Origin of the sequence: Kitasatospora sp. NPDC059973 (assembly GCF_042737525.1) — a bacterium.
In the GTDB taxonomy this organism is placed as follows: domain Bacteria; phylum Actinomycetota; class Actinomycetes; order Streptomycetales; family Streptomycetaceae; genus Kitasatospora.
Genome location: NZ_JBHWUI010000002.1, coordinates 147,284 through 170,098 on the forward strand (window position 1 = coordinate 147,284; position 22,815 = coordinate 170,098).

Sequence of the window (22,815 nt, forward strand, 5' to 3'; positions counted from 1 at the left end):
GCCGCCGCGGTGGAGTTCACACCGACGGCGGCTCGATGTCGGAGTCCAGCCGCAGCCCCGCCTTGACCGCCACCGTGGTCGGATGCTCCTCGCCGAGCGTCTGCCGGGCCCGGCGGACGCAGTCGCCGCGCAGCTGGGCCGCGCGCTCGCCCTCCCCCGCCGCGGCCAGCGACAGCGCCAGGTTGGAGTTGACCCCGATCGAGTCGTAGTGGTCCGGCCCGAGGGTCTCGGCCATCAGTGGCGCCGCCTGCTCCTCGAAGGCCAGCGCGGCCGCCGGCTCCCCGGACAGGACGAGGTCGTTGGCGTGGTTCATCATCGCGATCGGTATGTACAGGTGCTGGTCGCCGAGGACGGCCCGGAACTGCGCCAGGGTGCGCCCGGACAGCTCCCGCGCCTCCGCCGTCCGGCCGGCCAGCCGCAGGTAGACGGAGAGGTTGTTGGCCCCGGCCAGCGTGACCGGGTGGTCCTCGCCCAGGTAGTCCCGGTAGCGGGCGAGGGCGCGCTCGGCGAGCTGGATGGCCCGGTCGGTGTCGCCGAGCGCGCTGAGGTCGCTGGCCAGGTTGGTGGCGGCCGCCAGGGTGTCGGGGTGCTCGGCGCCGTTGATGTCCAGGTAGCGCTGGTAGATGTCCTCGTCGATCTCCAGCGCCTCGTTGTACCGGCCGGCCCGGCGCAGCGCCACGGCGAGGTTCTTGCGGGCGCGCAGGGTGTCGGTGTGGCCGTCGCCGATGGTCTGCTGGTAGATCCGGACGGTCTCCTCCAGCAGGTCCAGGGCCTCCCGCAGCCGCCCGGTCTCGCGCAGGTCGCGGGCGTAGTTGGAGGCGGAGGACAGCGCGTAGAGGCTGTGCGCCCCGAGCGCGTCGCGCTGCTGGAGGTAGTTGCTGCGGTGGCGCTCCAGGGCGGCCCGGCGGTCGCCGGCGAGGTAGTCGGAGACCGCCAGGTTGTTGGTGATCATGAGGGTGCGCGGGTGGTCCGGGCCGAGGGTTCGGCGGGCCGCGTCCAGGGTCCTGCGGTCGCGCGCCCTGGCCTCCTCGTACCGGCCGAGGAACCGCAGGTCGGCGCCGAGGCTGTTGGCGACGGCGAGGGTGTGCGAGTGCTCGGGTCCGAGCGTGGCGGTGAAGCGGTCCAGGATGTCCTGGTCCATCGCGTACGCCTCGTGCAGGGCGCCCTGGGAGCGGCGGATGTTGCTGAGCTGGGTGCGCAGCATCAGGGTCTGGGCGTCGTTCTCGGCGTCGAAGCCGGCGCCGCCGTAGTCCTCCTGGCGCCAGATCTCCAGGGTGCGCTCGGCGAGGTCGCGGCCGGACTCGTGCAGGCTGCGCTTCCACTGGTAGCGGACCGAGTCGATGATCCACTGCCGGACGTCCTCGTCACCGCTGCCGGCCGCGCCGGAGGGCCACAGGTGCGGCAGGAGTTCGGCGTACTGCGGCCAGTTCGCGGGGATGTCCGGGTCACCGGGGTTCGCGGTGGCGAGGGCGGCGTGCACCACCGCCCGCAGCCCGGTCCGCTGCTCCTCGTCGACCTGGTCCCGCAGGACGGCCTGGACCAGCCGGTGCACGGTGATGGTCTCGCTGCCCTGGTCGGTGCGGGCCAGGCCGAACCGGTTGATGGCGCGCAGGAACTCGCCGATCGCCAGCTTGTCGCGGGGCGCGCGCGGCGGCAGCCGCAGCGCGTGGGTGACGGCCCGGCTGTAGAGCAGCCGCATCGGGATGGCGTCGGGCCCGAAGAACGCGCAGATCTCCAGGATCTGGGCGGCGGGGGCGTTCATCCGGCGCAGCTCCTCGACCGAGATCCGCCAGGTGGCGGCGGCCGAGTGCGGGTACTCGGCGGTGCGTAGCCGGGTGCGCTCCAGCATCTCGGTGAGCTCTTCGTCGAGCAGTTCCAGGTAGGTGGCGATCGGCATCGAGGTCTCCTGCAGCCAGACCGCGGCCTGGCCGACGGCGAGCGGCAGGTCGCCGAGCCGGTGCGCGACCTGGTCGGCGTCGTCCGGGGCGAGCCCGCCGTTGAAGCGGCGCAGCAGCCGGACGCTCTCCTCCCGGGTGAAGACGTCGACCTCGACCAGGCCGGCGTGCTTGGACCAGCCCTGGTTGCGCGAGGTGATCAGCACGTGCCCGCCGGAGGAGCCGGCCGGCAGCCAGGGCGCCAGCTCCTCGGGGGTGCCGGCGTTGTCGTAGACCAGCAGCCAGCGGCGGTACGGCTCGCCGCGGCGCAGCGCGTCCAGCACCGCGACGGCGGTGTGGGCGACGTCGTCGCTGCTCTGCACGCCGATCCGGGGGGCGAGTTCGGCGAGCTTCTGCGGGATGTTGGCGGGCTCCTCGGCGGGCACCCACCAGATCACGTCGTAGGCGGCCTTGAAGCGGTGCGCGTACTCGGCGGCGATCTGCGACTTGCCGGCGCCGCCGAAGCCGTAGAGCACCTGGCTGAGCACCGCGCCGGGGCCGCCGGTGAAGCGGTTGCGGAGCAGCTCCAGCAGCCGGCCGCGCCCGGTGAAGGAGGCGTTGCGCGAGGGCGCCTCCTGGATCTTGGGCGCGGTGCCGGGGAAGCGCGAGGGGGCGGCGTGCTCCCCGCTGTCCCCGTCCGGCCGGCTGCTGCTGCCCGGCGGCGGCCCGAGCTCGCTGTACAGCTGGGACTCGGCGAGCACGGCCGAGGAGCGGACCAGGTCGGGGACGGCCGGGCCGACGAACGGGCGGGGCACCGGCTCGTCCGAGTCCTGCAGCCGCAGCGCCACCAGGGCCGGCGAGCCGGAGCTCAGTTCGCGCCCGCTGAGGAGCTGCCAGGCCTCGGCCGCGCGGGGCAGCGCGGTGTACTCGGGCGAGAGCAGCGCGAGCAGCCGGCCCTGGCCGTCCAGCGGCCCGGCGGCCTCCGGCGGGCGGCCGCCGGGGTAGGGCTCGGCGGCGTTGTGCAGGGAGGTCTGGTAGCCGAAGCCGGTGAGGGTGGCGGCGGCCCACTCGGCCCACATCCGGTCCTCGGGGGCGTAGCTGACGAAGACCTGGCGGGGCATGGTGCGGGTGGAGCGCAGGTAGGCGCCGTACAGCCGGCGGCGGGCGTCCCCGGTGAGCGGGCGCAGCGTGCGGACCCGGCCGTCGGTGATCCACCCGGCCAGCCGTTCGAAGGCGTTGAGCAGGCTGCGCGCCTCCTGCGGCCGGTCGGCGACGGTGGCGGGCACCTCCTCGTAGGCGTAGAAGGGCTTGTACGGGACTTCGACGTCGCTCCAGTAGGCGGCCCGCCGCTCGGCCCCCAGCCAGCGGCCGAGGTAGGGCGCGAACGCCTCGCGGGCGTAGTCCCGGCCCGCTTCGAGCCGCTCCTGCTCGGCGTCCTCGACCCGCATCGGCACCGGCAGGACGCGGATGGCCCGCTCCTCGGCCTCGGCGATGGTGCGGGCCGCGTCCACGCCGCCGCGGATGTTCTGCGCGCTGAAGGTGAAGCAGTCGACGACGGAGTCGGGCATCAGGACGGTGCAGATGCCCGAGGTGTCGCTGACCCCGGTGCGGCTGTCGATCAGCACGTAGTCGTAGGCCCGGGCCCAGCGGTCGCGCAGTTCGCGCAGGAACTCGCCGCCCCGGATGTCCCGGCCGTGGTAGAAACTGCGCCAGTTGAAGCTGGTGACGGCGGCGGGGTAGGCGGCGTTCTGCCGCCCGGCCGGCAGGAAGTCGAGGCGGCCGCCGGGCGGCAGGTCGAGCGCCAGGCCGCAGATGTAGCCGCCCAGCCGGCCCGGTTCGTCCAGCCAGTCGGCGGGGGCGAGCCCGCCCGGACCGGCGGCGGTGGGCAGCGCCTGCTTGACGTACGCCCGCAGCAGGTCGATCAGGCCGTCGGTGGCGTGCAGTTCGGGGTCGACCAGCAGCGGGTGGTAGTAGCGGTGCAGGCCGGGCGCCTCCAGGTCCCAGTCGACCACCAGGACGCGCAGGCCGCGGCTGGCCAGGATCCAGCCGACGTTGGCCAGGGCCATGGTCCGGCCGGTGCCGCCCTTGAACGAGTAGAAGGTGACGACCGACCCCGGTCCGGTCCGCTCCGGGTCAGTTCCGGGCTCAGTGAACATCGTCCTGTTCCCTCCTCGACGGCACCGCCGCGCCGTCCGGGCTGCGGCGCGGTCCTGGCGGCCCGGCCGGAATGGCCAGCCCGGGCATCGCCGGGGCGGCGTCCTCGCCGTCGGGGCCGAAGCCGAAGGCGGCGCCGTCGACATCGTCCCCCCAATCGAAGTTGTCGTCCATGAGCTTGTTCTGAGCAACCGTCACCATGATGGTGAGGTCCGTGTCAAAGCTCTCCCGGCCCACCGCGACGCGGAACAAGTGCTCCAGGTCGCTCCGGCGCAACCAGTTGCGGCGGAACACGCTGCGCACGCCGGTCCACAGCGCGTCGCGCTCCGGCCCGGCTGGCGGGTCGTCCGTACCGGCCGGCACCATCACGCCGGTGACCGGGTGGTTCTGGTCGTCGTACTCGCGCAGCGCCGGCCGGTAGACCTCGCCGCCGGCCATCCACGGGTCCACCAGCAGCACGCTGACCTGGTTGTCCTCCCGGGCCCGGTCGAGCTTCTCGCCGAGGCCGGGCCCGACCTCCTCCAGGGTGGTGGTGTGCCCGGCGGAGGTGATCACCTGCTGGGCGCGGACCGCCAGCGACGGCTGCGTCGGCGGGTGGTAGGGCGCCCACTGCCACGGCTTGGCCCCGTACCAGCCGCCGCGGGACGAGCCGCCCGCCTCGGCGGCGGCGGCGTCGGAGGAGCGGCCGGCCGCGATGAACAGCCGGACCATCCCGGCGGTGGGCGCCGGCCGCATCGACGGCACCACCGGGAAGTAGCCGCGGACGGCGCCGAGGTCGAACTCGGGCAGCTCGCCCAGCCGCCGGGCGGCCGCGTCCCGGATCCGCTCGGCGACCACCCGGACCACCCGCCGGTAGTCGGGGCCGAGCGGGTCGGTGCGCAGCAGGTCGCGCAGGCCCGAACGGGCGTAGGCGTCGCCCATGCCCTGCTGGACGAACTGGATCTTCCGCACCTCGTCCGGCAGCTCCCCCGGCAGGGTCTCCCAGAGCACCGGGATCAGGGCCGGGACGACCTCGCCGGCCAGCTCCTCGTGCCGGCGGACCCGCCCGCGGAACGCCGTCCACTCCTTGCCGCAGTAGAGGCTGGCGAAGTAGGCCGGGGAGTAGAGCGCGACCATGGCCCGGCAGCGGGCCAGCATCTGGGCGAGCTGCTGCTCCCAGTTGTCGCCCAGGCGCAGCCGCTCGGTGTCGCGGTAGGCGAGCTCCTCGGCGCCGGCGGCGGGCTCGATCCGGCCGAGCTCGTCCCGCAGGTCGTTGAAGAACTGGTCGACGAAGGCGTCCCCGGCCTCGTAGTCCCGCCGGGCGTAACTGAAGAAGAAGTACGGCCGCACTGATCCCCCCGGGCCCGACGGTGCCGCGACTGCGCTGCTGTCCTCCCCAGCATGTCGCGAACTCCGCGGTCGCGCCCGGGAGTCGGCGAAGCTCGTGGCTCCGGGACTACAGGGACGACTGGAAGGCCGCGACCGGCTCCGCGCCGGGGGCCAGGACGTCCGCGACCACCCGGCGCAGCAGGTCGCCGAGGACGGTGTCGGGCAGGGTGTCGATCTCGTCCAGCGGCAGGGCGGTGACGTCGACCAGGTCAGAGCCGAGTCCAACGGCGGTTCCCGCACCGGTGACGCCCATCAGTCCCTCACTCGATCTGCTCGGCCCAGCGGGCTGGTGGCCCCGGGGAGTCGACCCGGTCCGCGACGCGCATACTACACCCGCGCATGACGGGTCATCAGCTGTGCTGCGCCGCCGCGCCAGGCCCTTTCCCGGCCGGGGCGGTCCGCCCCCGGCGGTCAGGGGCAGAGCCGCTCGACCCGCCAGCCGGTCGGCTCCGACGGGTCGGCGAGGAAGCGGAGCCGGTCGTGCAGCCGGTTCTCCCGGCCCTGCCAGAACTCCACGCTCTCCGGGACCACCCGGTACCCGCCCCAGAACGGCGGGACCGGCACCCCCTCGCCCTCCGGGTAGCGGCGCTCCAGCTCCGCGTACCGCTGCTCCAGCACCTCGCGGCTGCCGACCGGGCTGGACTGCTCGCTGGCCCAGGCGCCGAGCTGGGAGCCGTGCGGTCGGGTGCGGAAGTAGGCGGCGGTCTCGTCCCGGCCGACCTTCTCCACCCGGCCCTGCACGATCACCTGGCGGGCCAGCGCCACCCAGGGGAAGAGCAGGGCCGCCTGCGGGTTGACGGCCAGCTCGGTGCCCTTGCGGGAGCCGTAGTTGGTGAAGAACACGAAGCCGCGCCGGTCGAAGCCCTTCAGCAGCACCGTGCGCGAGCTCGGCCGCCCCCCGGCGTCGGCGGTGGAGAGCACCATCGCGTTGGGTTCCACCACGCCGGCGTCGTCCGCCTCGTGGAACCAGCGGGTGAACTGGGTGACCGGGTCGGCCGCGAGCTGCCCCTCGACCAGGCCCTCGTGGGTGTAGTGCTTGCGCATCACGGTGAGGTCCGGCCCGGGCCGGGCCTCCTCGGCCAGGATCCGGGAGGCGGGGCTCGGGGGCGTCGACTGGGCGCGTTCCGGGGTCTGCACGTCAACATCATCCCGTACGACAAGCAACCGGCACCGCTACCTCCGGACAAACCCCCGTGGGAGATAAGGTGTCTCGCCACCGCTCGGCCGTCCGAGCTACAGGCAATTGTCCGGAAACCGATGATTGATTCCGGAGAATCGCCGGGCGCGACCGGCCCTCAGGTGAAGGTCGAGCGGTCCTGCGGGAAACATCACCACCGTGGTGTATGGCGCAATGCACCCCGTGCCTGTCAGGCTGGCACCGAGTGCCAAACACCATTCGGTCACTGGCGTACCGCCCCACCACGGCGGCCCGCCGATCACAGAGCTGAAGGAGCCGTCGCATGTCCGACTTCGTACCCGGGCTTGAGGGAGTCGTCGCTTTCGAGAGCGAGATCGCCGAACCCGACCGTGAAGGCGGCGCCCTGCGGTACCGCGGAGTCGACATCGACGACCTGGTCGGCCACGTCTCCTTCGGCCACGTCTGGGGCCTGCTGGTGGACGGCAAGTTCAACCCCGGCCTGCCGGCCGCCGAGCCCTTCCCGATCCCGGTCCACTCCGGCGACATCCGGGTGGACGTGCAGTCCGCCCTCGCCATGCTCGCCCCGGTCTGGGGCCTCAAGCCGCTGCTCGACATCTCCGCCGAGCAGGCCCGTGACGACCTCGCCCGGGCGGCCGTGATGGCCCTCTCGTACGTGGCGCAGTCCGCCCGCGGCCAGGGCCTGCCGATGGTCCCGCAGAGCGAGATCGACAAGGCCGAGACGGTCGTCGAGCGCTTCATGATCCGCTGGCGCGGCGAGCCGGACCCGAAGCACGTCAAGGCCATCGACGCCTACTGGACGTCCGCCGCCGAGCACGGGATGAACGCCTCCACCTTCACCGCCCGCGTCATCGCCTCCACCGGCGCCGACGTCGCGGCCGCGCTCTCCGGCGCCGTCGGCGCGATGTCCGGCCCGCTGCACGGCGGCGCGCCGTCCCGGGTGCTCGGCATGATCGAGGAGATCGAGCGCACCGGCGACGCCAAGGCGTGGGTGAAGAACGCGCTGGACAAGGGCGAGCGCCTGATGGGCTTCGGCCACCGCGTCTACCGCGCCGAGGACCCGCGCGCCCGCGTGCTGCGCCGCACCGCCAAGGAGCTCGGCGCGCCGCGCTTCGAGGTCGCCGAGGCGCTGGAGAAGGCCGCGCTGGAGGAGCTGCACAACCGCCGCCCCGACCGCGTGCTGGCCACCAACGTCGAGTTCTGGGCCGCCATCATGCTGGACTTCGCCGAGGTCCCGGCGCACATGTTCACCTCGATGTTCACCTGTGCGCGCACCGCCGGCTGGTCGGCGCACATCCTGGAGCAGAAGCGCACGGGCCGGCTCGTCCGCCCCGCCGCGCGCTACATCGGCCCCGCCCCGCGCAGCCCGCGCGACATCGAGGGCTTCGAGGCCATCGCGCACTGAGGAACCGCTGGTGAGCAGCGGGTCCGACGCTCCGTCGGACCCGCTGTTTCCGCAGCTCGCAGCCGTGAAGATCGCATCTCAGCGGGCGGACTGCCGTAACACTTCCGCAATCGCGGCCGGTAGGCTGCCGCCCGTGGCTCAGATCCAGATCCCCGCTGACATCAAGCCCGCAGACGGCCGTTTCGGCTGCGGCCCGTCCAAGGTGCGCCCCGAGGCCCTGAGTGCCCTCGCCGCCACCGAGACCTCCCTGCTCGGCACCTCGCACCGCCAGGCCCCGGTGAAGAACCTGGTCAAGCGCGTGCGCGAGGGCGTGAGCAGCCTCTTCTCCCTCCCCGAGGGGTACGAGGTGGTTCTCGGCAACGGTGGCTCCACCGCCTTCTGGGACATCGCGGCCTTCGGCCTGGTGCGGGAGAAGTCCCAGCACCTCGACTTCGGCGAGTTCTCCTCCAAGTTCGCCTCCTCGGTCAAGGCGGCGCCCTGGCTGGGCGAGCCGACCGTGATCAAGACCGCCCCGGGCACCCACCCGCTGCCGGTCGCCGAGGCGGGCGTGGACGTCTACGCGCTCACCCACAACGAGACCTCCACCGGCGTCGCGATGCCGATCGGGCGCCCGGCCGGGGCGGACGAGGGCTCGCTGGTCCTGGTGGACGCCACCTCGGGCGCCGGCGGCCTGCCGGTCGACATCACCGAGACCGATGTCTACTACTTCGCGCCGCAGAAGTCCTTCGCCGCCGAGGGCGGCCTCTGGCTGGCGACGTTCTCCCCGGCCGCCCTGGAGCGCGCCGCCGAGATCGCCGGCTCCGGCCGCTACATCCCGCCGTTCTTCGACCTGCCGACGGCCATCGACAACTCGTCGAAGGACCAGACGTACAACACCCCGGCGATCTCCACCCTGTTCCTGCTGGCCGACCAGCTGGACTGGCTGAACGGCAACGGCGGCCTGGACTGGGCGGTCGCCCGGACGGCCGACTCCTCCTCCCGGCTGTACGGCTGGGCCGAGAAGTCGTCGTTCGCCACCCCGTTCGTGGCGAACCCGGCGGAGCGCTCCCAGGTGGTCGGCACGATCGACTTCGACGACGCGGTGGACGCCTCCGCCGTCGCCAAGGCACTGCGTGCCAACGGCATCGTCGACACCGAGCCGTACCGCAAGCTCGGCCGCAACCAGCTGCGCGTCGCGATGTTCCCGGCCATCGAGCCGGCGGACGTCGAGGCGCTCACCGCCTGCATCGACTACGTGGTCGAGCAGCTCTGAGCACCGGCACGGTCGCACGGCCCTGAGCGGGCCGGCACACGCGTGAGGGCCACCGCCTGCGGGCGGTGGCCCTTCCGTTTGTTCGCGCTACCTGTTGACGAGCGAGCTGATCAGGACGACCACCAGCAGCAGCACCAGGGCGCCGGTCACGATACGCATGCGAGTCTTGGGATCCACGGTCATCGAGCGTACCCGCGACCCGTCGGCGGCCAGACCCCGAGGGTGGCTCCGCCGGTGGCGTCCGGGCCGCGTCCGGTGAACCGGCGGGCGCCGTCGGAGGCCGGGAAGGCCACGTCGGCCGCCGCGCCGACCCGGCCCGGGGCCGCGTACGGCGACCGGCGCGCCGTCCCGCCCGGGGACCCCGCTCCCGCGATGCCCCACCCGGCTCTGAGCGGCCCCCGGGCGCGCCTCAGCTCCAGCGGGCCAGCGGCCAGGAGGCGACCGTCTCGTAGTGCGCGAAGCCGCCGTCGAGCTCGCTCTTCATCAGGTGCAGCTCCGCGGCCTCCCACTCCGGCCCGCGGTACCCGCCGAGCGCCGACTCCAGCGCCTCCAGCTCGGCCACCGCCCCCCGCTGCGCCGCCCGCCGGTGCCCCCGGGAGGAGCCGGCCCGGGCGAGGGTGAGATGCGGGTGGAAGGTGAACGCGTCGACCTCACCGGCCACCTCCGCGGTGGCCTCGTACACGGCCTCGGCGAGCCGCCGCAGCGCCCACGCCTGGCCCTCCACCCCGGCCCAGAGCACCCGGTCGCCGAACCGCCCGGCGCCCGCGAGCCGCAGCCGGTGCGCCCCGTGCACCCCGGCCACCGCCGCCAGCCCGGCCTCCAGCTCCGGCAGCCGCTCCACCGGCACCTCGCCGAGGAAGGCCAGGGTCAGGTGCCAGCCCTCGACGGCCGTCCAGCGCAGCCGGTCCGCCCCCGGCAGGGCCCGCACCGGGGCGACCGCGTCGGCGAGCCCCTGCAACGCCTCGACCGGCGGCAGCACCGCCACAAAGAGCCTCATGGGCTCATCTTCCCCCGCCGCCCGGTTGGGGTGAGAACCTTTATCATGACGATCCGTACCGGCGACCGCGCCGACACCGCCGACATCCTCGCCCTGCTCGACGGCGCGGTGGCCTGGCTCGCCGCGCGGGGCCGCGCCGACCAGTGGGGCGACCGGCCCTGGAGCAGCGTCCCGGCCCTGATCGACCGCATCGACGGGTACACCGCCGAGCCGTTCCTGATCCGGCTCGCGACGGACGACGAGGGCCGCACCATCGGCTGCTGCGTGCTGTCCGAGCAGGCCAGCGCCTACGCCACCCCCGTGGACGAGCGCGAGCTGTACGTCCGCAACCTGGTCACCGACCGCTCCCTGAAGGGCTCCGGCATCGGCGCCGCGCTGATCGCCGACGCCCTCGACGAGGCCCGCCGGCGCGGTATCGGCCTGCTCCGGGTGGACTGCTTCGCGAGCGAGGACCGCCGTCTGGTCGAGCAGTACCGGGCGCTCGGCTTCACCGAGACCGAGGCCTTCGAGTCCGAGTACCAGGGCAGGCCCTGGCGGGGCCAGATCCTGGAGATCCGGCTCTGACCCCGCACCCGGGGCGCACCACGCGGTGCGCTCCGGGGTGACGAGCCGTCAGCAGGCCGGTGCCAGCTCGGACTTGGCCGGGGCGACGGTGCGCGGAACGAAGGCCACCACCCGCCCGCCGCGACCCGGATGCAGATCGACCCGGACCTTCAGGTCCGCACTGCGGGCCAGCACCAGACCGACCGTGCCGGCCGCCAGCGCCGAGACCACCCCGCAGGCCAGCAGCCCGAGCCGGGGCCCGTACGAGGCCGTCACCCAGCCGACGACCGGCGCGCCGATCGGCGTGCCGCCGGTGAACACCAGGACCAGCAGGCCCATCACCCGGCCCCGCATCGCGGGGTCGGTGCCCAGCTGGAGCATCGAGTTGACCGAGGTGTTGAAGCTCAGCCCGAAGACCCCGATCAGGGTCAGCAGCAGCGCGAACGACCAGTAGTCGGGCGCGAAGGCGGCCAGCACCTCCAGCGCGCCGAAGGCCAGCGCGGCGGCGACCAGCCGGCGCAGCCGGGGCGCGCCACGCCGGGCCGCGAGCAGCGCGCCGGCCAGCGAACCGACCGCCATCGCGGTGTTCAGCAGGCCGTACTGCCCGGCGCCGACCTTGAAGGTGTCGTGGGCGAAACCGGAGAGCAGCGTCGGGAAGTTGAACCCGAAGGTGCCGATGAAGCCGGCCAGCACCATCGGCCAGAGCAGCTCGGGCCGCTCCTTGACGTACCGCAGCCCCTCCCTCAACTGCCCCTTCTCGCGGGCGATCGGCGCGGTGGGGCGCAGTTCGGACGACCGCATGGCGAGCAGCCCGCCGATCACGGCGGCGAAGGAGAGCGCGTTCACCGCGAAGGCCCAGCCACTGCCGACCGCGGCGATCAGCAGGCCCGCGACGGCGGGGCCGACCAGCCGGGCGGTCTGGAAGTTGGCGGCGTTCAGGCTGACCGCGTTGGCGAGGTCCTTGGGACCGACCATCTCGGAGACGAAGGCCTGCCGGGTCGGGTTGTCGACCACCGTGACGAGGCCGAGCAGCAGCGCGAACGCGTACACGTAGTAGGGCGTCACCACGCCGCCGACGGTCAGCACGGCCAGGCCCGCGGCGAGCAGGCCCATCGCGCCCTGGGTGTAGATCAGCAGCCGGCGCTTGGGCATCCGGTCGGCGAGCACGCCGCCGAAGAGGCCGAGCAGCAGCATCGGCAGGAACTGCATGGCGGTGGTGATGCCGACCGCGAGCGGGCTGCCGGTGAGGCTGAGGACCAGCCAGTCCTGGGCGATCCGCTGCATCCAGGTACCGGTGTTGGAGACCACCTGGCCGGCGAAGTAGTAACGGTAGTTGCGGACGCGCAGTGAGGAGAACATCCCTCCGGGCCGGGTGAAGCGGGCTCCGGTCGGGGATTCCTGAGCGGCGGGGGTGACCGCCGCGGTGCGTTCGTCGGGGTCGTCGTCGCCGTTGCCGGCCGGCCCCGTCGGGGCGGGTGCCTGGGCGTCGGCGGCCGCGGCGGTGGCCGCGGCGGGTTCGGTGGTCGGTTCCTCGGTGCGGATGGCGGCGCTGGCTGCGGCCGGCGGTGTCACGGTGCTCTCCCCTCGCGGCGCGACGACCCGGCAGGGGGTCGTCGCGCTCCTGGTTTCGGTGGTCGGTGCTGCGGTGATGCGGTTCTCCTTCGTCCTCCGGCGGCTGACCGGAACGGCTGGGCCCCGAGCGTGTCTTACAGGTGTGCGAGCTTGTAGAGCACCGGCGCGGCCGCCCGCAGGGCGGCCCACTCCTCCTCGTCGAGACCCTCGGCGAGTTCGGCGAGCCAGGCGTTGCGCCGGCGGCGGCTCTCCGCGAGGATCACCTCCGCCTGTTCGGTACTGCTGACGACCACCTGACGGCGGTCCTCCGGGTGCGGCTCCCGCCGCACCAGGCCCTTCTCCTCCAGCATCGCGACGATCCTGGTCATCGAGGGCGGCTGCACGTGCTCCTTCCGGGCGAGCTCACCCGGCGTGGCCTTCCCGCAGCGTGCGAGGGTGCCCAGCACCCCCATCTCGGTAGGGCTGAGCGACTCCTCGACCCGCTGGTGACGCAGGCGGCGGGAGAGGCGCATGGTGGACGACCGCAGCTGACTGACGGCTGCGAGGTCCTGCTCGGACATCTCGGGCATGTCCTTAGTCTATGTCATTACTCTCGCTAATGAAAATTGCTTCAGGCGCCGGCCCGCAGTCCGACGGCGGGGGCCGCGGCCCCGTGCGGCCGGGGCCGGGTGTCCACCGCGGCGAGGCCGTCCGGCATGCCCAGCACCAGCAGCGTTCCGGCCAGCGCCAGCGACCAGACCTCGGAGCCCGTCCGCAGGTCCAGCACCCCGCCGGTGCCGAGGTCGCGCACCCGGACCAGCCCGTCGGACCAGGCCGCGGCCACCACCGGGCCGGCCGCGGTCACCCCGGCGGCCACCGCCGTCACCGGGCAGCCGCGCCGGTCGGACGGCTCGGGCATCGGCGCCGAGCGCGGGCCCCAGAGCCGGACGGCGCCGTCGAAACCGCCGCTGACCAGCAGCGGGATCTCCGGATCGGACAGCGGTCCGCCCCCGAGCGCGGCGCCGGCCAGCGCGGTGACCGGCCCGTGGTGCAGCCGCTCGCTCACCACCGCGCCGTCCTGGTACCAGTGCACGGCGCCGGCCGCGTCGCCGAAGGCGGGCGCGGAGTCGGCCAGCCCGCCGATCGCGGCCACCGCGCTCAGACCGCCGCCCGGACCGCCGGCCACCGCGCGGACCGCGTCCAGCGCCGCCATCAGCCCGTACCCGTCCAGCCCCGGCCGCGGTTCGGCCGGCACCACCAGCTCCGCCCGGCCCCAGGCGTCGAGCAGCACCACGGAGCCGCCGGCCGTCACGGCCAGCCCCCGCAGCGGGCGCGGGGACGGCACCACCACGGCCCCGACCCGGCGGCCGGTGGCGACGTCGAAGGTCCGCACCGCGCCGGTCGGATCGGCCACCAGCACCTGCGACAGGTACGGCCCGACCCCGGCGGTGACCGCGACGGCCGGGCCCGGCCAGTCCCGGTCGGTGCCCTCCCAGCGCGCCCAGCGTCCGGACCACGGCGCGGGCAGCTGCGCGAGGACGGCCGCGGCGGCCGCGGCGGCGGTGTCCGCGCCCAGCAGCCTGGTCCGCAGCACGGCGGCCCGGACGGCCGGGTCGGGCTCCTCGATCACGGCCGGACCGGCGGCGCGCCAGGCCCGGCCGAGCGCGTCGTCCCGCCGCTCGACGGCCGCCGTCACCGGGACGGGGCGGGCCAGCGCGTAGAGCAGCGGATCGGCGGTCAGCGGGCCGGGGTCGCCACCGGCCGCGGCCGCCGTCCAGAGCGCGGACAGCGCCTCCTCGCCGGCGGACCGCAGATCGGCACCGGCCGGCACCGCCGGCGGAGCGGCCGGCGTCCCGAGGACCGGGCCGGGCAGCGGGTACGCGCCCGCGTCGCCGCCCCGGGCCGCCGCCCACTGCGCGAACCGCTCCCGGTCCGTCCACTGCGGATCGCCGAGCTCCAGCACCGCCGGCGCGGGCACCGCGGTGAACGCCCCGGCCGCCGCGCCCCCGGTCGTCGCCTCGACCACCAGGCGCACCCCGGGCAGCCGGAGCAGCGGGTCGAGCAGCCCGGTCACCAGGCCGGCCGGGTCGTCGGCCTGGTCCAGCTCGGGGACGCAGATCAGGGTCGGGCGGTTGTCCGCCGCGATCGCCTCGATCAGCGGGCCCGGGGCGTGCGCCACCAGGTCGAGCTGGTGGCCCAGCGACCAGACGGCCGTCCGGAGGGTGGCCCCGGCGGCGGGCAGCACGGCGTGGATCCGCCGCTCGCCCGGCGCCTCGTCCGTCGTGCAGCCGCGGACCAGCCAGGCCAGCAGGTGCGACTTGCCGGCCCCGGGCGGCCCCGCCACCCGGCAGAGCCGCGGTGCCCGCATGTCGTCCAGCCAGCCGAGCAGTGCCAGTCCGGCCGCCCTGCGCCCCGCCCCCAGCGGCGGCATCCGTCGCCCGTCCCGCACCATTCCCGCTTCCCTCTCCTGGTTCCACTGCGGCCCGACCGCTCGGGCCTCCCCGCGCGGCCCGACCGCTCAGCCCTGCCGCTCGGCCAGGCTGATCATCAGCGCCTTGATCCCGCTTTCGCGCGACTCGGCCGTCTCCCCGTAGTCGAAGCCGTGGGTGAACTCCGCCTGCGGGAACTCCGCCGCCATCCAGCGCGCGCAGTAGTGCCCGGGCATCATGCACGGCTCCAGCTCGCAGTAGACCCGCACCACCTGCTCGGGCTCCACGCCCTCCGCCCGCAGGCGGTGCCAGAGCACCTCCTCGGGGTGCAGCAGGCCGGGGCCGCCGATGGCCGTCTCGATCCGCGTCCCGCCCTGCTCGTCGACCACCTCGAAGGCCGCCGAGGAGTCGACGTTCAGCGGGCGCCGCAGGTCGTCCAGCACCCGCGGCCACCAGCCCTCGCGGTCCTCGAAGGCGGCTTGGTCGGCCGCCAGCAGCCCCTGGCGCAGCTCCCGGTAGGCGGCGAAGGCCGCCTCCGGCCGGTCGGACGCGGCGACCGCCGGCAGGTACCGGTCCAGCAGCAGCAGCCCGGCCGCGAACGCCTCCACCGTCGAGGCGACCGGCAGCTCCGCCGGCTCGGACCCCAGCAGCAGCGCGCGGACGGACCGGTCCGGGGCGAAGAACAGCTCGGCCCCGCCGTCGGTGCCGATCCGCAGTTGGGCGGCCGACGCTCCGGCCTCCAGCCCGGCCCCGGCCGCGTACTCGCCCAGCGACAGCGGGTCGGACTCCTCGGCGGCCCGGAAGTACGGCCCCACCTGGAGCGGCAGTCCGGGGTCGCGCAGCGGCCCGGCGGGCGCGACCGACAGGCTGCGCAGCCCCCGCGGCCCGAAGTGCGCCGTAAGCGCCGCCGTCAGCTCGTCGTCCATGTCCGCACCGGCCCTCTCACGTCGTCTGGTAGAAGTCGAGGAAGGAGTTCCAGAACTCCGCCTCGCTGCCGAACGGCAGATCGTCCCAGCGGCCCATGCCCTCCCGGATGTACTCCTCGGCATCGGCCCAGTCGTACGGCGTCGGCCGTTCCTCGGGCCGCGGCCGCTCGATGGCGATCTTGTACACCAGGTACGCCAGCGAGGAGATGTCACGGTGGATCAGCTGGTACTCCTCGTCGGCGTCCGGGTCGCAGACCCAGATCGTCCCGTCGTCGAGGTTGACGAACACGAACGCGCTGGACAACTCGCCCAACTGGCGCAGCGTGCCGTGCTCGGTCTCCACCAGCGAATCGGTCAGCGGCCGGGCGAACGCCCAGTCCGGGTTCTCGGGCCGCCGGTCCGCGAGCTCCTCCAGCAACCGGAACAGCCCGTTGGAGAACGGCACCCCGATCTCCGTCACGAAGCGGGCGCCGTCCCCGTCCGGCCAGATCCGGGCCGCCTCGTCGGGCTTGAACCTCAACAGGTCGCCGGGCGCGGCCTCGGCGACGACCCGGGGCCAGTCGATCCCTACCAGCACCGGTCATCCGTCCTCTCGGTCCGCCCGCCAACTGCCCTACTGTCCATGCTTCGCCTTCTTCGCCACGTGCTTCGTCTCGTGGGCCGCCTTGTCCTGCTGCCCCTGCGCGTCGAAGTCCTTCGTGCCCATCGTGCCACCATGCTGGCCCGCGGTGTGATCCTGGTGGAGCTGGTCCAGGTACGCCCGGTGGCCCCAGTCCCGGTTCTTCGTGGGGACCTTGCTGTCGTACTCCACGCCGTAGTTCACGTCGAGGTCGGGGTTCTTGGGCTGGAAGTGCCGGCCGAGCCAGCGCTCGCAGTTCTCGTTGGCCTGACAGGGGGCCCGCTCGGTGTACAACTCGGAGACGTGGTCCTCCCGGCCGCCGAGCAGCGGTTTGCCGATGGACCGTTCGGAGTGGCTCCGGTCACCGCTGCGGCCGACCAGGATGATCTCGTCGCCGTCCGGGTGCTTGTAGCGGAGCGCCGCGTAGTTCTTGCCGCCGTAGTCGCCCTGGGCCCGGCGGGCCTCCTCGACGGCCCGGGAGAGCGGGGTCGGAGCGTCGATCCGGCTGCTCGGGACCTTCTCGTCCTTCTTGGGGTTCCCGTCCTCGTCCTTGTCGGACTTCTTGTACTTCTTCGCGTGGTACTTGTCCTTGAGGTCGTCCGGGGACGGGTCCTTGACCTTCTCCGAAGCCCCGTCCAGCAGGGTCTTCAGGGACTTGTCGCTCCCGTCGACGTCGACGAACTTGCCGTCCTTGATCTCCTGGACCCGGCCGTCGTCGTGGACGTAGTACTTCCGGGGCGGCGTCTTCGGCCCGTCGCCGCCGCTGCTGCCCGCCTTCGGCGGCGGCGCGGCCTTGTCCTTGTTCTTCTCGTCGAAGGTGTGGGCGTTGCCGGAGTCGTTGTCCTTGTGGTGCTTGGCGGCCTTCGACAGGTTGTCGCCGGCCTGCTTGTACATCTTCTTGGCGGCCTTGCCCATGTCGTCGGCGAGCGCCTTGCCGAGCTTCTGGGCGCCCTTCTCCAGGGCCTTGACGATCGGGTCCGTCACGCGAAACTCACCCCCGCGACCCGGCTGCTGAAGACCTGCGCGTGCTGGGCCACCTTCTCGGCCTGTTCGTGCAGGGCCTTGGCGTGCGCCTCCACCGCGTCAGGGTTGATCTTGAACTGGGTGCCCCCCGACCCGCCACCGCCGCTCAGCGCGGCCTCGGCGGCCTCGAACACCAACCCGGCCACCGCCCCGGAGACGATCTCCACCAGCGGGGTGATCGCCGCCTCGATCACCTCGGAGACGATGTGGTCCTCCAACTGGTGCGCCAGGTAGGACATCAGCTTGCGCCCGGCCTGCTGGATCGCGATCACCCCGGCCTCCGCCAGGCCGAAGGTCGCCACCGCGGCGGCCTGGGCGGCGACGAAGGAGGCGGCCAGCACGATGAGCTCGCCGAGCGCCTCCAGCTTCATCGCCACGATCACGTCGGCGGCGGTGTCCAGCGCCTTCGCCACCACGTGGGCCGCCTGGACGACCTCGTTGAAGTGCTTGTCGGACATCAGCGCCCACTTGGCGATGAGCGCCTCGTAGGACGCCCCCTCGTACGCCCCGCCGAGCTGATGGACCGTCGCCGTCGAGTCCGCGTGCAGGTCTTCGAGGCCCTTCGCGAACTCCTTGACGTGCTCCCCGAATTCACGGACCTTGTCCTCGTTGACCGAGGGCCAGTGGATGCCGATGAAGTCCAGGAGCGTCGCTACCTCGCTCGGCAGCTCGATCGCCATTGGAGAACCCCCCGGTTAACAACAATCCTTCGATATCGTCGAAAGTTTATACATCCCGCATCCCACCGACAGTGGCGGAAACGTCCTGATTCTGTAGCGATCCACCCGGCTCCACGGCGCACGGCGCCGGACACGAGCCCCCCGCACCACCGGCCGCGCCCTCCGTGACTCCCGGTGCGATGCTGGTTCTGGGGCCCGATCCACGCGGGCCCCGGCACCACCCCTCAGTAGAAGGGCCGACCAGAAATGACCGACGTCGCCGCCGAGCAGGCCGAGCAGAACGACACCGGCTTCGCCCGCCTCGCCATGGTCACCATCGACTGCGCCGACCCGGTCGCGCTGGCCGCCTTCTACGGTGAGCTGCTCGGGTGGGAGACCAGGCACGTGGACGAGCGCTTCGCCATCCTGGACAACCCCGAGGGCGGCAGCCCGCTCGGGTTCGGACGGGTCTCCGGGTACCGCCAGGAGCCGTGGACCGAACCCGACGGCAGCAAGCACTTCCACCTGGACTTCTACGTCGACGACCTGGAGGAGGCCACCGCCCGGGCACTCGCGCTCGGGGCCACCGAGCCGCAGTTCCAGCACGGCCGCACGCTCAGGGTGCTGATCGACCCGGCCGGCCACCCCTTCGGCCTAGCCCCCCTGGAGTGACCGCGCCCCGGCGGCCGGACGCCGGCGCCGCGGCGGGCCCGGACGGCACATGCGCAGGGCCCGTGTGCGTGCGCAGGCGGCGTCAGGGCTTGGTGGCGAGATCTTGCCGATCACGTGAAGGACGGCTCTGACCTGCGGTTTCACCAAATGATCGAACATTGTGCGACTCACCGGTAGTGGCTACTGTCCCCCGTTGTCAGGGGCACCACACGCCAGGCTTCCCCCGGGCAGGACCACGACGCCGCACGTGCCGCGTCCCGGCACTGCCGCCATCCATGACCGGCCGTTCCCGGCCGACGAGTCCGCCCGATCCTGGCGTCCGTCCTCCCCCAATCCGTCCAGGAGTTCCTCGTGGGTGAGATCCACCATGCCGACCTCGGCTGGGTGACGCCGGCGGTTTCGTACTTCGTCGCCTGTCTGGGCGCCTTCGTCGCCCTGCGCAGCGCCCGCTGGGCCCTGGTCTCGTCGGGCCGCACCCGGACGTACTGGCTGCTGTTCGCGTCGACGTCGCTCGGCGCGGGCATCTGGTCGATGCACTTCATCGCGATGCTCGGCTTCTCCGTCACCGGGGCCGAGATCACCTACCGCCCGGGCCTGACCGTGCTCAGCCTGCTCGTCGCGATCGCGGTGGTCGGGCTCGGCATCTTCACCGTCGGCTACAGCCGCCACCCCCGCACCGCGCTGCTCGCGGGCGGTCTCACCACCGGCCTCGGGGTGGCCGCGATGCACTACCTCGGCATGGCCGCGATGGTCCTGCCCGGCCACCTCGGCTACGACCACACCACGGTGGGGCTCTCGGTCGCCATCGCGATCTTCGCGGCGACGGCCGCGCTCTGGGCCGCGCTGAACATCAAGGGCACCGTCGCCGTCCTGGCCGCCGCCCCGGTGATGGGCGTCGCGGTGTGCGCCATGCACTACACCGGGATGGCGGCGGTCTCCGTCCGGCTCGACGCCGAACAGGGCACCCAGGGCGGTGTGATGGCGCTCCAGTTCATCTTCCCGCTGGTGGTCGGGCTGGGCTGCTACATCTTCTTCGGCTCGCTGGCCTTCGCGGTCTCGCCGAGCCGGAGCACCCTCAACGCGCAGCCGGTGCTGATCGGCCGGGCCGCCCCGCTGGCCGGCCGCGGGCGCTGAGCGCCCGGTCCGGTGGGGGCGCCGGCCCCGGCGCGACGCCCCCACCGGACCGTCCTCGTTCCGGACCGTCCTCGGTCCGGCCGGTCCCACTCCGGCCGATCGCTACTCCGGCCGGTCGCACTGCGGCCGCCCGCTAATCCGGTCGGCCGAGCAGTCCCGTCAGGTGCTCCGGCGTCGCCACCGGGCAGACCTTGTGCACGAAGTCGCGCCGCAGCCGGTGGTAGGGCTCGCCCTCCCGGTAGAAGTTGCGGTGCATCCGCCGCAGCTCCTCCGTCCGGTGGTCGGCCAGCGGCCGCGCCTCCTCGTCCTCGGCCCGGCGGCGCTTCTTCTCCACCAGCCGGCCGGTCAGCTCCGGCGAGCCGGCCAGCGCGGCCGCCTCCCGCTCGACCCAGCCCCGGAACTCGGCCGCGCCGCCGCCCGCCGTCCGGTCCACCAGGCCGAGCCGCTCGGCCCGGGCGGCGCCCACCGGCAGCGTCTGCGTGGTCAGCTGCTCCGCCTGCTCGGCGCCGACCCGCCGGGGCAGCGTGTACGTCCAGTACTCGGACCCGTAGAGGCCCATCAGCCGGTAGTGCGGGTTGAGCACGGCCGACTCGCGGCACCAGACCTCGTCGGCGGCGATCGCCAGCATCAGGCCGCCGGCGGCCGCGTTCCCGGCCAGCGCCGCGACGGTGAGCTTGTCGGTGGTGGTCAGCACGGCCTCGACCAGGTCGTCCATCGCGTTGATGTTCTCCCAGGACTCCAGCGCCGGGAACGACGCCCCCTCGATCACGTTGAGGTGGATGCCGTTGGAGAAGAAGTCCCGGGCCGCGCCGAGCACCAGCACCGAGGTCGGCCGGTCGGCCGCCTCCCGGTAGGCGGCCAGCAGCCGGCGGCACTGCTCGGTGCTCATCGCCCCGCCGGCGAAGGAGAATTCGAGGAAACCGACGTCCTCCCGCTCGTGGTAGCGGATCTCCGCCCAGGTGTCCCGCCCGGCCGCCGAGGCCGGGGTGACCGGCACCTCGCGGACCCGGTGGAGGTGGTCGGCGAGCACCGTCGCGGCCGGCAGCTTGAAGGTGGCCGGCCCGCCGGGCGTCCGCCGCGGGCGCAGCTGCGGGATCCAGACCGCGCCGTCCGTGGTGGCCCGGCAGATCGCGCCGTCCCGCTGGGCGATCACCGCGCCGGGCCGGGCGCCGCGCAGCTCGTCCTCGGGGTGGCCGCCGTGCAGGAAGTACTCGCGCCCGTACAGCTCGTCGAGCACGCCCGGCTGGGAGTCGCCCGCGCGCAGCTTGCGCAGCACGGTGGCGGTGTCGTCGGCCTCCCAGTCGATCCGGCGGGCCTCCTGCTTGAGGAAGGGCCGCAGCCGGCCGCCCACGTCCGGCCGGTCGTAGTCGAGCGGTTCGGGCGTGAACAGCCCGCCCTCGAAGCGGCTCACCGCGAGCAGCACCGCCTCCACGGCGGCGTCCGCGACCTCGCCCCGGTACAGCTCGCTCTTGCCGCAGGCCCGCACCGGGAAGTCCACGGACGCCCAGATGTCCCCGGCGTCCATCTCCTCCACCGCCTGGAGGACGGTCACCCCCCAGCGTTCGGCGCCCTCGGTGATCGCCCAGTCGAGCGAGGAGGGACCCCGGTCGCCCTTCGGGCCGGGGTGCACGATCAGGACGGTCCGGGTCGACCAGACGTCCCTCGGGATCGCCTTGGTGAGCATCGGGCAGATGATCAGCTCGGGGTCGGTCCGGGCCACGGCGGCCCGGACCGGCTCGTCGCCGAGCGCGAGCTGTACGGCCACCTCGTGACCGCACTCGCGGAGTTCGGTGTGGACGCGCTGGGTCAGGCTGTTGAACGCGGTGGCGATCAGAAGAACGCGCAAAGGGGGCCTCCGGGCAGTGACTGACGTCGTGCGCGGAGGCGATGAAACCAGGGCATGGACACGTAACGATTACGGACGGCGCTTCTCCGGCCGACCCTCACCCACCTCGCACACCTGTGCCGACAGCACCCCGTACATTTCGCCCGATCTCCTCACGACCTCCCGATTCCACACCGGGTCGGCCGCTCACCGGGGGAAGGCGCGCCGGGCCCGCCAGGTGGTGTGCTCGCGCGAGACGGCGTCCTCCGCCTCGGCGGCCAGCCGGGCCCAGCGGGCCTCGGCGTCCGGGGCCTTCAGATCGAGGTCGGAGAGCTGGTTCCCGACGTTCTCCAGCTCGCGCGCGGCCAGCTGGTACGCGGCGGCCAGCGGGCGCAGCTGCTTCAGCTGGGTCCAGGCGATCACCGCGGCGGCCGCCGCCGAGCTGGCCCCGAAGACGTGCACCGGCAGCGCGCCGACCGCCTGCGCGATCGCCGCCGCCGCCCCGATGATGATGAGCGCGGCGATCCCCAGCCCCCAGGAGACCGCCTGCGTCTCGCACGCCTCGGCCCGCGAGCGGTACCAGGTGCGCTGCCCCTCGACCCGGGTGCGCAGGTAGAACGTCCGCCGCGCGACCAGGCTCTCGGCGCGCACCCGGCGCATCTCCGGGGTGATCTCCACGGTGGTGTCCGGCGGCACGATCTCCGGGTCCTCGAAGGCGTGCAGCACGTCCTCCATCTGGAGCAGGTAGCCGCGGTCCACCTCCGCCGACTCCGCCTCGCCGTCGAACGGCCGGGCCCGCATCGAGTACTTCCAGGCGAGCGTCTTGACCGACTCGGCCGCCGCCCGGGCCTCGTACCACCGCCCCTGCGGGTTGCTGCGGCGCAGCCGTGACCAGAAGTAGCCGGCCACCAGGAACGCCACCACCGAGAAGAGCGGCGTGATGTCGCTGTCCCCCCGGTGCTCGGGCCCCGGCAGCGAGCCGACCACCGCGGCGATCACGAGCATCCCGATCAGCCCCCGGTACCAGCGCAGTGTCTCGCGCTGACCGTCCAGCGAGGCCTGGTCCGCCGTCCGGAACAGCTCCGGCAGCAGCCTCGCCTCGTCTCCCCCGGGCGGGTCCTGTTGCACCATCGGTAGAGCCCCCTCCCCGTCTCCCGTCCAGGCAGTATGCCCAACGCCAACTGCCCTACACAGTGCCATTTTTGGCAGGTCCGTCAGGTCGGTCATT

The 22,815-nt window shown here is 73.5% G+C and carries 19 protein-coding genes; 5 read left to right on the forward strand and 14 right to left on the reverse strand.

Annotated features, from left to right (window positions below):
* Positions 1 to 16: 16 nt before the first annotated feature.
* The 4 genes from fxsT to pdxH form a co-directional block, all read right to left on the reverse strand.
* Positions 17 to 4,030: an FxSxx-COOH system tetratricopeptide repeat protein gene (gene fxsT, locus ACFWA9_RS01390; RefSeq protein ID WP_352291450.1), complete on the reverse strand. Its 4,014-nt coding sequence runs from the start codon at positions 4,028 to 4,030 to the stop codon at positions 17 to 19.
* A complete protein-coding gene (locus tag ACFWA9_RS01395) occupies positions 4,020 to 5,357 on the reverse strand; it encodes a TIR-like protein FxsC (protein WP_352291451.1) in 1,338 nt (445 codons plus the stop codon). Before ACFWA9_RS01395 ends, fxsT begins: the two co-directional genes overlap by 11 nt.
* Positions 5,358 to 5,463: 106 nt before the next feature.
* Positions 5,464 to 5,649 (reverse strand): FxSxx-COOH cyclophane-containing RiPP peptide, encoded by a 186-nt coding sequence (gene fxsA / locus ACFWA9_RS01400; protein ID WP_380382259.1) that lies wholly within the window; start codon positions 5,647 to 5,649, stop codon positions 5,464 to 5,466.
* Between the two features lie 158 nt (positions 5,650 to 5,807).
* The gene (pdxH, locus tag ACFWA9_RS01405; protein ID WP_380382261.1) at positions 5,808 to 6,533 is read right to left on the reverse strand and encodes a pyridoxamine 5'-phosphate oxidase; all 726 of its coding nucleotides are present in this window, start codon (positions 6,531 to 6,533) and stop codon (positions 5,808 to 5,810) included.
* A 323-nt stretch (positions 6,534 to 6,856) separates the two neighbouring features.
* On the opposite strand from pdxH, the gene ACFWA9_RS01410 reads away from it, so the two are divergent.
* Positions 6,857 to 7,957 carry a citrate synthase 2 gene (locus ACFWA9_RS01410; RefSeq protein WP_329489199.1) on the forward strand — a complete coding sequence of 367 codons (1,101 nt, stop codon included), beginning with the start codon at positions 6,857 to 6,859 and terminating at the stop codon, positions 7,955 to 7,957.
* 133 nt (positions 7,958 to 8,090) lie between these two features.
* Positions 8,091 to 9,209, forward strand: a complete 1,119-nt coding sequence (gene serC / locus ACFWA9_RS01415; protein ID WP_329489198.1) for a phosphoserine transaminase — start codon at positions 8,091 to 8,093, stop codon at positions 9,207 to 9,209.
* A gap of 409 nt (positions 9,210 to 9,618) precedes the next feature.
* Here serC and thpR read toward each other — a convergent pair whose 3' ends face one another.
* A complete protein-coding gene (thpR, locus tag ACFWA9_RS01420) occupies positions 9,619 to 10,206 on the reverse strand; it encodes an RNA 2',3'-cyclic phosphodiesterase (protein ID WP_352291452.1) in 588 nt (195 codons plus the stop codon).
* A gap of 45 nt (positions 10,207 to 10,251) precedes the next feature.
* Here thpR and ACFWA9_RS01425 point away from each other — a divergent pair, with 45 nt between their 5' ends.
* On the forward strand, positions 10,252 to 10,770 hold the full coding sequence (locus ACFWA9_RS01425; RefSeq protein ID WP_352291453.1) for a GNAT family N-acetyltransferase: 519 nt from the start codon (positions 10,252 to 10,254) through the stop codon (positions 10,768 to 10,770).
* Positions 10,771 to 10,818: 48 nt separating this feature from the next.
* Here ACFWA9_RS01425 and ACFWA9_RS01430 read toward each other — a convergent pair whose 3' ends face one another.
* The 7 genes from ACFWA9_RS01430 to ACFWA9_RS01460 all read right to left on the reverse strand — a co-directional run bounded on the left by ACFWA9_RS01430 (position 10,819) and on the right by ACFWA9_RS01460 (position 17,977).
* Positions 10,819 to 12,321 (reverse strand): MFS transporter, encoded by a 1,503-nt coding sequence (locus ACFWA9_RS01430; RefSeq protein WP_380382264.1) that lies wholly within the window; start codon positions 12,319 to 12,321, stop codon positions 10,819 to 10,821.
* A 134-nt stretch (positions 12,322 to 12,455) separates the two neighbouring features.
* Complete coding sequence (locus tag ACFWA9_RS01435; RefSeq protein ID WP_329489192.1) at positions 12,456 to 12,890, reverse strand: MarR family transcriptional regulator; 435 nt, start codon at positions 12,888 to 12,890, stop codon at positions 12,456 to 12,458.
* 41 nt (positions 12,891 to 12,931) lie between these two features.
* Positions 12,932 to 14,752, reverse strand: coding sequence for a hypothetical protein (locus ACFWA9_RS01440; protein ID WP_380382266.1), 1,821 nt, complete (start codon positions 14,750 to 14,752; stop codon positions 12,932 to 12,934).
* A gap of 66 nt (positions 14,753 to 14,818) precedes the next feature.
* The gene (locus ACFWA9_RS01445) at positions 14,819 to 15,655 is read right to left on the reverse strand and encodes a nucleic acid/nucleotide deaminase domain-containing protein (RefSeq protein ID WP_352291456.1); all 837 of its coding nucleotides are present in this window, start codon (positions 15,653 to 15,655) and stop codon (positions 14,819 to 14,821) included.
* A gap of 16 nt (positions 15,656 to 15,671) precedes the next feature.
* On the reverse strand, positions 15,672 to 16,232 hold the full coding sequence (locus ACFWA9_RS01450; protein WP_329489189.1) for an SUKH-4 family immunity protein: 561 nt from the start codon (positions 16,230 to 16,232) through the stop codon (positions 15,672 to 15,674).
* A 36-nt stretch (positions 16,233 to 16,268) separates the two neighbouring features.
* Positions 16,269 to 17,258, reverse strand: coding sequence for a nucleic acid/nucleotide deaminase domain-containing protein (locus tag ACFWA9_RS01455; protein ID WP_329489188.1), 990 nt, complete (start codon positions 17,256 to 17,258; stop codon positions 16,269 to 16,271).
* Positions 17,255 to 17,977 carry a WXG100 family type VII secretion target gene (locus ACFWA9_RS01460; protein ID WP_329489187.1) on the reverse strand — a complete coding sequence of 241 codons (723 nt, stop codon included), beginning with the start codon at positions 17,975 to 17,977 and terminating at the stop codon, positions 17,255 to 17,257. Before ACFWA9_RS01460 ends, ACFWA9_RS01455 begins: the two co-directional genes overlap by 4 nt.
* 246 nt (positions 17,978 to 18,223) lie before the next feature.
* Between ACFWA9_RS01460 and ACFWA9_RS01465 the strand changes: the two genes are divergently transcribed.
* Positions 18,224 to 18,628, forward strand: coding sequence for a VOC family protein (locus tag ACFWA9_RS01465; RefSeq protein ID WP_380382269.1), 405 nt, complete (start codon positions 18,224 to 18,226; stop codon positions 18,626 to 18,628).
* Between the two features lie 351 nt (positions 18,629 to 18,979).
* A complete protein-coding gene (locus ACFWA9_RS01470) occupies positions 18,980 to 19,762 on the forward strand; it encodes an MHYT domain-containing protein (protein WP_352291457.1) in 783 nt (260 codons plus the stop codon).
* A 133-nt stretch (positions 19,763 to 19,895) separates the two neighbouring features.
* Here the strand turns inward: ACFWA9_RS01470 and ACFWA9_RS01475 are convergent, their stop codons facing one another.
* Positions 19,896 to 21,608 (reverse strand): hydrogenase maturation protein, encoded by a 1,713-nt coding sequence (locus ACFWA9_RS01475; protein WP_380382272.1) that lies wholly within the window; start codon positions 21,606 to 21,608, stop codon positions 19,896 to 19,898.
* 186 nt (positions 21,609 to 21,794) lie between these two features.
* Positions 21,795 to 22,718, reverse strand: coding sequence for a DUF4231 domain-containing protein (locus ACFWA9_RS01480; RefSeq protein ID WP_329489183.1), 924 nt, complete (start codon positions 22,716 to 22,718; stop codon positions 21,795 to 21,797).
* Between the last annotated feature and the right edge of the window lie 97 nt (positions 22,719 to 22,815).